This window comes from uncultured Gemella sp. (assembly GCF_963525875.1).
In the GTDB taxonomy this organism is placed as follows: Bacteria; Bacillota; Bacilli; order Staphylococcales; family Gemellaceae; genus Gemella.
In genome coordinates this window covers 64,971-75,746 of sequence record NZ_CAURMG010000004.1, presented here as the reverse complement: position 1 = coordinate 75,746, position 10,776 = coordinate 64,971, and the positions used below count along the sequence as shown (strand labels likewise).

At 27.6% G+C, this 10,776-nt stretch carries 13 protein-coding genes; all 13 read right to left on the bottom strand.

The window, feature by feature from the left end; genetic code table 11:
- Nucleotides 1–225: 225 nt before the first annotated feature.
- Entirely contained in the window at nucleotides 226–2,589 is a 2,364-nt protein-coding gene (gene priA, locus RWQ73_RS01570; RefSeq protein WP_314084236.1) for a primosomal protein N', read from the bottom strand.
- A gap of 42 nt (nucleotides 2,590–2,631) precedes the next feature.
- Nucleotides 2,632–3,807: a bifunctional phosphopantothenoylcysteine decarboxylase/phosphopantothenate--cysteine ligase CoaBC gene (coaBC, locus tag RWQ73_RS01565; RefSeq protein ID WP_314084234.1), complete on the bottom strand. Its 1,176-nt coding sequence runs from the start codon at nucleotides 3,805–3,807 to the stop codon at nucleotides 2,632–2,634.
- Nucleotides 3,808–3,836: 29 nt separating this feature from the next.
- Nucleotides 3,837–4,157, bottom strand: coding sequence for a DivIVA domain-containing protein (locus RWQ73_RS01560; protein WP_314084232.1), 321 nt, complete (start codon nucleotides 4,155–4,157; stop codon nucleotides 3,837–3,839).
- Nucleotides 4,158–4,170: 13 nt separating this feature from the next.
- A complete protein-coding gene (locus RWQ73_RS01555) occupies nucleotides 4,171–4,920 on the bottom strand; it encodes a 16S rRNA (uracil(1498)-N(3))-methyltransferase (protein ID WP_314406375.1) in 750 nt (249 codons plus the stop codon).
- 128 nt (nucleotides 4,921–5,048) lie between these two features.
- Nucleotides 5,049–6,179 carry an endolytic transglycosylase MltG gene (gene mltG, locus RWQ73_RS01550; RefSeq protein WP_314406374.1) on the bottom strand — a complete coding sequence of 377 codons (1,131 nt, stop codon included), beginning with the start codon at nucleotides 6,177–6,179 and terminating at the stop codon, nucleotides 5,049–5,051.
- A gap of 3 nt (nucleotides 6,180–6,182) precedes the next feature.
- Nucleotides 6,183–6,485, bottom strand: a complete 303-nt coding sequence (locus tag RWQ73_RS01545) for a DUF1292 domain-containing protein (protein ID WP_314086248.1) — start codon at nucleotides 6,483–6,485, stop codon at nucleotides 6,183–6,185.
- Nucleotides 6,486–6,510: 25 nt separating this feature from the next.
- Nucleotides 6,511–6,939 (bottom strand): Holliday junction resolvase RuvX, encoded by a 429-nt coding sequence (gene ruvX / locus RWQ73_RS01540; protein ID WP_314406373.1) that lies wholly within the window; start codon nucleotides 6,937–6,939, stop codon nucleotides 6,511–6,513.
- A complete protein-coding gene (locus tag RWQ73_RS01535; protein ID WP_314406372.1) occupies nucleotides 6,940–7,194 on the bottom strand; it encodes an IreB family regulatory phosphoprotein in 255 nt (84 codons plus the stop codon).
- A gap of 15 nt (nucleotides 7,195–7,209) precedes the next feature.
- A complete protein-coding gene (locus RWQ73_RS01530; protein ID WP_314406371.1) occupies nucleotides 7,210–8,052 on the bottom strand; it encodes a DegV family protein in 843 nt (280 codons plus the stop codon).
- Entirely contained in the window at nucleotides 8,053–8,544 is a 492-nt protein-coding gene (locus RWQ73_RS01525) for a dihydrofolate reductase (RefSeq protein WP_314406370.1), read from the bottom strand.
- 10 nt (nucleotides 8,545–8,554) lie between these two features.
- On the bottom strand, nucleotides 8,555–9,487 hold the full coding sequence (locus RWQ73_RS01520) for a thymidylate synthase (RefSeq protein WP_399540958.1): 933 nt from the start codon (nucleotides 9,485–9,487) through the stop codon (nucleotides 8,555–8,557).
- A gap of 12 nt (nucleotides 9,488–9,499) precedes the next feature.
- Nucleotides 9,500–9,889, bottom strand: a complete 390-nt coding sequence (gene mntR / locus RWQ73_RS01515; protein ID WP_314086261.1) for a transcriptional regulator MntR — start codon at nucleotides 9,887–9,889, stop codon at nucleotides 9,500–9,502.
- Nucleotides 9,890–9,944: 55 nt separating this feature from the next.
- Nucleotides 9,945–10,724 carry a Nif3-like dinuclear metal center hexameric protein gene (locus tag RWQ73_RS01510; protein WP_314406369.1) on the bottom strand — a complete coding sequence of 260 codons (780 nt, stop codon included), beginning with the start codon at nucleotides 10,722–10,724 and terminating at the stop codon, nucleotides 9,945–9,947.
- Nucleotides 10,725–10,776 lie beyond the last annotated feature (52 nt).

Here is a 10,776-nt window from a genome sequence, read left to right as displayed (position 1 = left end):
AGAGTTGTGAAATTTTTATAACTTGTTCTATTTCCACAATCTTCCTCCAGTCATTTAAGTATAATTCTACATCTCTTTATTATACGATAAAATCGCGTTTTTTTCAAATTTTTACCGTTTTTTCCAGAAATAAAATCAACTCACATAGCTATACTAGTAAGTTGATTTTATTGGTATATAATATTCTTTTTTAATGAAATATTCGTACAATTAAATTTAAAAAATTTACATATAATCTAAGGCTGCATTATCTATTGTTATCGATATTTTTTCTCTTGAAAAACTTTCAGCAAAATAATCATTTATATATTTTAAAATTGGATATAATTGTTTATAATTTTCATCCTTATATCTAATCGCAATATTAAACTTATATTCCTTATTTATCTTATAAAACAAACTTTTGTTTGGACCTAATATAGATAAACCTTGCTGCTTCCCATTAATAAAACTATATATCATCTTAGCAACTTGTTCTGTTTTTTTCTCTTCATAACCTTTAATTGTTATAAATGATATTTTACAAAACGGAGGATAATCAATTAGTTTTCGACGATTTAATTCGTATTTATAAAACTTTTCATAACTATGTTCAATTGCATAATCTATTATATTACTTGCGATATTTGTCTGAAAAACTACTTCTCCTTCTTTCTTACTACGTCCTGCTCTCCCTGCTGTTTGAACTAATAATTGAAATAGTTTTTCATTAGCTTTGAAACTAGGTAATGCAATCATACTATCAATTGATAGTACGCCTACTAATGTGATGTTTGGAAAATCTAAACCTTTAGAAATCATTTGAGTGCCTAATAAAATATCAGATTTGTGATTTTTAAAATCAGTTAAAAGTTTTTCATACGCACCTTTTTTACTCGTTGTATCAGAATCCATCCTTGTTATTCTAACACCTGGAATATTTTCGTATAAATACTCTTCTACACGTTGAATACCATAATTACCAGATACTAATTCAGGGTGGTCACAGCACTTAGAAATACTTGTAATCTTTTTTTGATACCCACAAAAATGACAACGTAATGAGTTATCATGTTTATGATAGTTTAAACTTATATCACAGTTTTCACACTTATATAAATGCCCACAAGAAAAACAACGGATAAAATTAGTATAACCTCTTTTGTTCATTAATAATAAGATTTGCTCATTTTTTTCTATTTTTTCTTTAATTCTAATTAATAATTCAGTTGCAATAACATCTTCTTTATCATCATTGTGAACAACACTAATTTTTGGTAATTTATTATTGAATCTATGCGATAATTTTAATAAATTATTAGGATTATTATTTTCGAAATTATAATACAAATCTACAGAGGGTGTTGCACTTGCATATAACACTGTACATTTATTATAAAATCCACGTTTTTTAGCAATATCTTTAGCATCATATCTAGGTGAGTCTGTTTGTTTATAACTATTTTCATGCTCTTCATCAATAATAACAATACCTAAATTATGAAAAGGAGCAAAAATTGCCGATCTAGTTCCTAAGCATATTTTAACTTTTCCATCTCTTATTTTTTTCCATTCATTAAATTTTTCTCTAGAATTTAATCTAGAATGAATAACAGCTATATTATCATTGAAGACTTTTCTAAATTTTTTCTCAATCTGTGGTGTTAAAATGATCTCAGGCACTAATACTATGGCATCTTTACCGTTTTTAATCGTTGCTTCAACAAGTTTAATATATATTTCCGTTTTTCCTGATCCAGTAACACCATGAAGAAGATATTCATTAAATTTTGATTTATCAAAGTTTTCACTTACTTTATCATAAATAACTTGTTGATATTTACTAAGCGTAGTGTCGTTTTGAATAATATCTGTATTAATATTCTTAACAACTTCCTCTTCTTCAACCTTTATTATATTTAATTCTAGTAATTTTTTTACAACAGGACTTCCTATATTTAGAATATCTTTTATCTTTGATTTCTTTATTTTATTATTTTTAAGTAAATAGTTGACTAGTTCTAATTGTTTTTTTGTAAGTTTTTCATCCTTATACTCATTAATTTTAATGTATTCCTCTACTTCAACATTATTCACTTCTTTAATTTTACTTATAAGTCTTATTGCTTTTAGTGAGATTAAATAGCCAATTTGAGAAACAGTAAATAACTTTTCAAATTTTTTCTTTTCAATTAAATTTTCACTATTAAAATGTTTAGCATAATCCAAAAGTAAAGTGGTATTTGCATCAATTAGTTCATAATACTCAACATATTTATTCTTTAAACTAGTAGGAATTAATGTTTCAATCGCTTGAATTCTAGTACAAAACAATTCATCAGTCATTACTTTAGACAATAGTATCATTTCTTTAGTTAAAATCGGAAAATCATCTTTAATTTTCTTTATATACTTAAAATCCTTAACCTCACCGTTCTCTAATTCACCTTCCTTAACAGCTACTATATAACCTTGAATTATTCTAGAACCAAAAGGTACTTCTACTCTATAACCTTCTAAATCTTTATCTTGAAACTCTTTTGGAATTAAATAATAATAACTCTGATTAACATTATGATTGTTTACATCAATTATTACTTCAGCATACATAACCTCACCTCACTTTCAATTAATTTTATAAATTACTAAATGTTACTTAGTCACTTCGTTTACTATTGCTCTTGCTATATTATCTTTACTATTCTTATCAACTTTAGTTATCTTATCAAATTTGTCTATTATATAGACTTCATTATTATCACTACCAAATCCTATATCATTTTGTGAAATATCATTAGCAACTATATAATCAAGATTCTTTTTAATAATTTTTTCTTTTGCATAATCAATCAAATTATTTGTTTCAGCAGCAAAACCTATTACTTTTTGGTACTTAGACTTATTTTCTCCAACATATTTGAGTATATCTTGTGTTCTTTTGAATTCTATTGATAAAGATCCATCTTGTTTCTTAACTTTTTTATCAAATACTTCAACGGGAGTATAATCTGAAACTGCTGCGGCTTTTACTATATAATCACAATCTTTATAATTATTTCTCACCGCTTCAAACATATCACTAGTACTAATAATTTTTATAATATTTATATTTTTATTAATGTTATTACTTTCAACGCTTGTTACTAGAATAACACTAGCTCCGCGTCTTGCAAATTCATTAGCTATAGAGATACCCATCTTCCCTGAAGATGGATTTGTTAGACACCTAAATGGATCTATAAATTCCTTAGTTGGTCCAGCAGTTACTAATACCTTCTTACCTTTTAAATCAACTCTTTCTGAAGAGAACACTGTTCTTTCAATTTTTTCAATACTTGGAAATTTCCCCTCACCTATATCACCGCATGCTAATAAACCACTATCAGGTTCAACAAAATTAAAACCAAAACTCTCTAGTTTCCTTATATTCTCTTTAATAATAGGATTATGATACATAGCAGTATTCATAGCAGGCACAATATATACCTTTTTAAAATCTCTGACAGCTAGCATTAATGAAGTAGCTAAATCATCAGCAATTCCACTAGAAAATTTTGAAATTATATTTGCTGTAGCAGGAGCAACGATTATTTTATCAGCCCATTTAGTCAGATCTACATGTTGTATTTCTTTTTCATCTAATTCATCAAACGTACTAGTATATACTTTATTTTTTGTTAAAGTCTGAAAAGGTAAGTAAGTTACAAAATTCTCGGCATTTCTAGTCAAAATAACTTTTATATTATAACCTTTTTTAACAAGAGAACTAGATAAGTCTATTGCTTTATATGCAGCAATTCCTCCAGATACAATTAATAATACATTCATTATTATCTCCTTTTTAATAGATTAATATTTTACAAATCATAATCTACACTGTTCGGACCAAATACAGCCGTTTCAAGTTTAGATAATCTTTTTAAAATATCTAAATTAGTAACTTGTACAGGTCTTTCATCTCGATTAGCATTTTTTAAAGCATCAATTTTAATTTTTAAATTTTGATTTTCAATTTCTAATTCTTTTAATCGAGTCAAAAGTTTATCTAATTTCATATAGTCTTCAATTATTAAATCCAAATAATCATTTACATCTTCTTCACTATATCCTTTAACTCTACTTTTTTTAAATTCTTTCTCATATATTTCTTTTGCAGTTAAATTCAATTCTACACTCATATCCTAGACTCCTTTACTTAAATTCACTAAAATAAGCTACACAACTAACAAAATATAGCGGAGCAGTTTCAGCTCGTAATATTCTTTTTCCTAATCCTATCACACTAAATTTATTCTCAGTTAAAATACTAATCTCATTTTCTGATAGGCCGCCTTCGCTTCCAAAAACTGCTATTACATCTTTATTATTCAACTCAGAATTTAATAAATTTTTAAGATTAATATTATCTTCATTCACTGATTCTTTTTCGTAAGCTACCACTTTATGATCATATTTCTCAGAAAAATTCACTAAATCTCTCAAACTATCAACATATGTAATATCTGGTATAAGATTTCGTTTTGATTGTTCTGAAGCTTCTTTAATAATTTTTGACCATCTATTAAGTTTAGAATCTACTTTATCTTTCTTTATTTTAGCAATGTTTCTTTCAGAATTAAATAGAACTATATTACTTACTCCAAGTTCTGTTAGTTTTTGAATTAAGTATTCTATCTTATCATTTTTTAATGGTGGTATAGCTACTGTAATTTTTGTTGGAAGCTCATTACTACCGCTTACTTGCTCATATGGAGCAACTAATACCTTATCTACATTATTATCTATAATTGTACAAATATATTTAATTTCATTTTTAAATACAACATAGACTTTATCATTATTTTGTTTTCTCATAATTCTTACGATATGATTGCTATCTTCTTTTGATAATTCATATGTTGATTCAATATTTAACTCTTCATTTAAAAAATACTGTTGCATAATTTCTCCTAGTTTTTTATCTTACAATTAATTTTACCTTATTCTTTATTTTTTATCAATAGCACCATTTTAAATATAAAATGAGTGAGCATATATTATATAATTTATGCTCACCCAATAATAGTTTATTAACTTCCTGAAGGGATATATCCTTCAATATGTTCCTTAGCTAATTTTTCATGTTCATCATATGTTTTAGAGAAATATGCCTTACCACCTTTAGTAGCGTGTAAGAAATATAGATAATCTGTATTTTCTGCATTATTCAAAGCTTCATAAGAAACAGATCCAATAGACGAAATAGGTCCTGGAGGTAATCCTACCACCACATACGTATTATATGGATTATTTAAACTTAATTCTGCTTGTGTTGGCGCACCAGTAAGTTTATCAGCCGCATAGTTAGCCGAAGGATCAGTTTGTAATTTCATACCTTGAGCTAATCTATTTAGAAATACACTCGCAATAAGTTTGTTTTCATCAGACTTAGTAGATTCTTTTTCAAGTATACTTGCCATAGTCATATAATCATGAATAGAAATTTGTTTTTCTTGTCCACTAATTTTCCATGAACGACTATTCTTTTTATATAAAGGAACTACTTTATCATTTGTTAATTTAACCATCTTAGTAATTAATCCCTCGACAGTTTCATCGTCAGCAATATCATAAATTGCCGGATATAAATATCCCTCTAAAGCATATTTAATATCCTTACCAAAAACATCATTAGTTATAAGTTCTGGAAATTGTTTTTGAAGCTTTTTAATAAATTCTGCATCGTTAACTTTAGCCAAAAATTCTTCTGAACTTAAACTTGTTTTTTCAAGATTTTTTGCAATTTTTAATATGCTATCTCCTTCTATTAAAGCAAAACTATTTCCTAGTGTCGCTTTGTCTTTTGTTCCTAATTCTTGAATAATCTGAGGTAAACTCATACTTTGTTTTAAATTGAAATTACCTACATAAAATGAAGTATTCGGTGACAATCTAGCATATAACTTAAATACTTCTTCATTACGAATTAAACCTTTTGACTTTAGTTCTTGAGCAATTCTAGCACTACCATAATTTTCTTTTATTTCAACAGTAACATCTTTATTGTTACTTTTATCTACTGGAGTTGTCATGTAATAAAATATTGATAAAACAGCAATACCTAAAACTACAATGATAGTCAATAACATAGGAATAATAGATCTTTTTTTTCTATTTTTTTGTCTAAGTTCCCTACTTCTTCTTATCTTATCTTCTCTCATATTTTATTCACTCTCATCATAATAGAAAGTATCTAGTACTTCAGAAATCATATCATATTCTTCATCTGTTTCTACCGGTTCGAATCTCATTTCATCACCATCTTCTACACATACCATAGGGAAGATACTGATTTCTTCTTCATCAATAGTTTCCTCTTCAGCGAAGATATAGTATAAATTACCATTTGTAGGGTTTGTAAATTCTAATATTTTACGATACTCTTTCTCTTCTCCTTCTAAAGTACTAAGTGTGTATACCTCTTCAGTATTATCAATACTTATATTTTTTAAATCTTTCTCTTGCATATTGTTATCCTCCTAAGATTTTATATTAATTTAATTTATCTAAATATGTCTGCAATATTAATACAGCAGCCATTTTATCAATAACATTTTTTCTTTTTTTCCTTGAAACATTAGCTTCAAGAAGAACTCTTTCAGCACCCATTGTTGTCAATCGCTCATCTTGTAGAATAATTTCAACATTTTTTATTTTCTTTTTTAAAACTTCTACAAAATATAGTGTTGCTTCTCCTCTAAACCCTACAGAATTATCCATATTTTTAGGAAGACCTACTACGATAGTCCCAACATCGTGTTCTAAAACCAACTCTTTTATTCTTTTAATCTTAAAATCTTTTATCTGCTCATTGATATTAATTGTTTCAATACCTTGAGCAGTAAAGCCTAATAGATCACTAACGGCTACACCAATGGTTTTCGATCCATAATCTAGCCCCATAATTCTTTTTTCTAACATCTACGACTCCTGTATAAAAAAGTATAGTAAATATTCTAATATATCATCCATTTCTATTAGTCTAATTTGTTCTCTAGCATGATTATCACGAGGTATATAAACTGGATCTGATGTTTTAATATAACCCATAAGTTGATTAATCGGGTCATATCCTCGTCCTTTAATAGTCTCAACTACATTCTTCAATATATTATGAATATCATTTTTATCGTATAAATTGCTATCAAATAATCTTGTTTCATCGAAATTTGTCATAATCTTAACCTCCGATTATACTAACTCTACTAAGATACCTACTGCATTTTCTCCTGTGTGTGTCGAAATAATTGGTGTAGTAGTGAAAATTTCAGTTTCACTAACCTCATAACCAAATGCTTCTTTTAACTCTGATTTAATTATTGTAATATATTCATCAGCAATTGAATTTGGTAAACTTATACTTTTTATTGTTCTATCTTTTTTATCTTCTTCTATATGACTAATTAAGGTCTTAATAAGTTTCTTTTTACCACGAACCTTATCTAAAGCAACTAACTCAGTTTCTTTTAATTGAGTTAAAACTTTAATATTTAATAAACCTCCAATTAAAGCTTGTGACTTACTTAGTCTACCACCTTTTACTAAATTGTCAAGTTTATCGATTGTAACATAAGTTAATATATTTTTAGTCTTCTCTCTTAAATTAGCAACAACAGTCTCTAATTCTACATTATCATTAAGTTGTTTTAAACATTCTTCTAAAATAAAAACCATTCCTCGTGTAGTAGTTTTAGTATCAACTACATACACTCCATCAAACTCTAAACTTGCAGTTACTGCTGTATTATAAGTACCACTTAAAGCCGATGATAATGTTAAAACAATAACTTTATAACCTTCACTTGTCCATCTTTCAAAAGACTCTATAAATTTACCAATTGCTGGTTGGCTTGTTGAATACGAACTGGCCGTTCGCATTTTTTCAATATACTCATCATTACTTATCGTACGATAATCATATTCTATTCCATCCACATTAATTGTAAGTGGAACTACATCAACATTGTACTTTTCTATCTCATCAAAAGTTAAATCACTAGATGAATCTATTACAATTTTTACTTTTTCTATCATCTATAATCCCCTCTTTCTCTTATAATGTAAGAATGCAAAATCAAATTCATTTTCTGCATCTTTTGAAAATTCTTGTCTACTAACTAATTCCCATTCATCTAAGTCAAAATCAGGAAACTTTGTATCTGCTTCTACTATAGTGTCAACTTCAGTAATAAACATCTCATCACATCTATCAATATACATATTATATATAGCTCCACCGCCAAAAATAAATGCCTTATCTGTTTCTATATTTTCCAATATTGTATCATCTGAATAAATTTCGATATTTTTATAATGACTTAAAGAACTAATATCACGCGTCAATACCCTGTTAACTCTATTCGGCAAGGCACGACCTATACTATCTAGCGTTTTACGCCCCATAATAATTGTTTGATTGGTTGTTAGTTCTTTGACTCTTAACATATCTTTTTTTATTCGCCACGGAATAGTATTTTCCTGACCAATAGATTTATTTTTATCATATGCAACAATTAGTGATAACATATCGTTCCTCCTATACTGCGATTGGGGCTTTTATAAATGGATGACTTTCATAATTTATAAGTTCAACATCATCTATTTTAAGATCAAATATACTCTCAAAATCATTAATTTTTAAAGTAGGTAATGCATACGGCTCTCTAGACATCTGCTCTTTTACTTGTTTGAAATGATTACTATAAATATGAGCATCTCCAAGAGTATGTACAAATTCTCCTACCTCTAAATTACACTCTTTAGCTATTAATATTGTTAATAATGCATAAGATGCGATATTGAAAGGTACACCTAAGAATACATCACCGCTTCTTTGATATAATTGACAACTTAATTTTCCATCATTAACATAGAACTGGAATAATGAATGACAAGGTGGTAATGCCATTGAATCAACTTCAGCAGGATTCCAAGATGAAACGATTAAGCGACGTGATGATGGATTTGTTTTGATTTGTTCCACAACATTTTTCAATTGATCGATACCATTAAAATCACGCCATTGCTTTCCGTAAACATTACCTAAATCACCATATTTACTAGAAAACTCCTCATCTGAAAGAACTTTCTCTTTAAATAAATTCATTTGTTCTTTATAAAGTTTAGAAAATTCCTCATCTACTAATGTACGATGACCAAAATCAGTCATATCCGGACCTGTATATTCATCACTTTCTACCCATTTTTTAAATGCCCACTCATTCCAAATGTTATTTTTATTTTGAAGTAAAAACTTAATATTTGTATCACCTTTTATAAACCAAAGTAATTCAGACCATACTAAATTAAAATTTACTTTTTTAGTCGTTAATAATGGAAAACCTTTTGAAAGATCAAACTTCATCTGATAACCAAAAATACTTTTAGTACCAACTCCTGTTCTATCTTCCTTAGAAATACCATTATCCAAAATATACTGACATAATTTTAAATATTCTTTATCTACCACTATAATTCTCCATTAAGCTTTATAATTATTGTCTTTTAAGTATTTCATTAAGTCTTTAATTTTTTCTAATGAACTTCGTCCGAAGTGATGTTCAATACCTTCGACCTCATCATATACTTTATCTTCATCTACTCCTATTAATCTTAGAAAATCTTCTAATAACTCATGTCTAGTAAGTGCATATTCCCCCATTTTTTCACCTTGTTCAGTCAGAGCAATACCTCTATACTTCTCATAAACTATATATCCTTCAACATCAAGTTTTTTTAACATTTTAGTTACTGTAGAAGGATAAACTTCAAGTTTTTCTGCAATATCCGCACTTCTTGCGTAACCTTTATTTTTTACTAAAGAATATATTACTTCAATATAATCTTCCATCGTTGGTGTTGCTTTTGCCATACTTATGTACCTCCTTATGATATAAAATTGGGTTAACAAAGGAAACCCTATATCCTTATATTATTTTAAACGGCGATGCTTCTACATCTGATTTTTTTACCATCACATCCAATTTAGCAATATAGTTTAACAATAATTCTTTTACTAAATTTTCAGTAAAATGTCCAATATCTATTATATTCTTTTTCATTTCAATAGCATCTAAAGCTGCATGATACCCTACGTCACCTGTTAAGTAAATATCTACATCTTCCGGTAAAGTATAAAGAAAATCTGCACCGCTTCCGCCTAGAAGAGCGACTGTGCTTATTTCTTTCTCATCACCTATCACTGCCGAAACTGTTTCTAATGAATATTTTTCTTTTACAAATTTAATGAAGTCATTAAAATTAAGCGATTTTTCTAATTTTCCAATTCTTCCTAATCCTGCAGTATTATCTAAATAATGTTCAAACAATACTTTTATATCCTTTAGGTTAAGTAATTTCGCTAAATAATCATTAAGTCCAAGAGTTGCTGAATCTAAATTAGTATGGAATGATATTACTGAAATATCATTTTTAATCAAATTTCTAATAATATTAGATTTAAAATCTTCTGTGAAATCTAGCGATTTTAGAGGTTTAAAAATCAGTGGATGATGCGAAACTATTAAATCTATATTGTTCGCTATCGCTTCTTCAACAACCTTAGTAGTTACATCTAAGCAAACCAATACTTTATTTACCTCATTATTATAATCTCCTAACATCAAACCTACATTGTCCCATTTTTCTGCTAGCTTAACATCAGCTAATTTATTAAGATGGTTATATACATTTTCAACTGTAACCACAGATTAAACCTCCTTTTTTTATTATCATTTTATTATAACACTTTATAAAAAA

What these genes read in the sequence shown, in the direction of transcription:
- priA (WP_314084236.1), bottom strand. Translation starts at nt 2,589, where the DNA reads ATGTATGCTGAAGTAATAATTGATGTAAACAATCATAATGTTAATCAG.
- coaBC (WP_314084234.1), bottom strand. Translation starts at nt 3,807, where the DNA reads ATGAATGTATTATTAATTGTATCTGGAGGAATTGCTGCATATAAAGCA.
- RWQ73_RS01560 (WP_314084232.1), bottom strand. Translation starts at nt 4,157, where the DNA reads ATGAGTGTAGAATTGAATTTAACTGCAAAAGAAATATATGAGAAAGAA.
- RWQ73_RS01555 (WP_314406375.1), bottom strand. Translation starts at nt 4,920, where the DNA reads ATGCAACAGTATTTTTTAAATGAAGAGTTAAATATTGAATCAACATAT.
- mltG (WP_314406374.1), bottom strand. Translation starts at nt 6,179, where the DNA reads ATGAGAGAAGATAAGATAAGAAGAAGTAGGGAACTTAGACAAAAAAAT.
- RWQ73_RS01545 (WP_314086248.1), bottom strand. Translation starts at nt 6,485, where the DNA reads ATGCAAGAGAAAGATTTAAAAAATATAAGTATTGATAATACTGAAGAG.
- ruvX (WP_314406373.1), bottom strand. Translation starts at nt 6,939, where the DNA reads ATGTTAGAAAAAAGAATTATGGGGCTAGATTATGGATCGAAAACCATT.
- RWQ73_RS01535 (WP_314406372.1), bottom strand. Translation starts at nt 7,194, where the DNA reads ATGACAAATTTCGATGAAACAAGATTATTTGATAGCAATTTATACGAT.
- RWQ73_RS01530 (WP_314406371.1), bottom strand. Translation starts at nt 8,052, where the DNA reads ATGATAGAAAAAGTAAAAATTGTAATAGATTCATCTAGTGATTTAACT.
- RWQ73_RS01525 (WP_314406370.1), bottom strand. Translation starts at nt 8,544, where the DNA reads ATGTTATCACTAATTGTTGCATATGATAAAAATAAATCTATTGGTCAG.
- mntR (WP_314086261.1), bottom strand. Translation starts at nt 9,889, where the DNA reads ATGGCAAAAGCAACACCAACGATGGAAGATTATATTGAAGTAATATAT.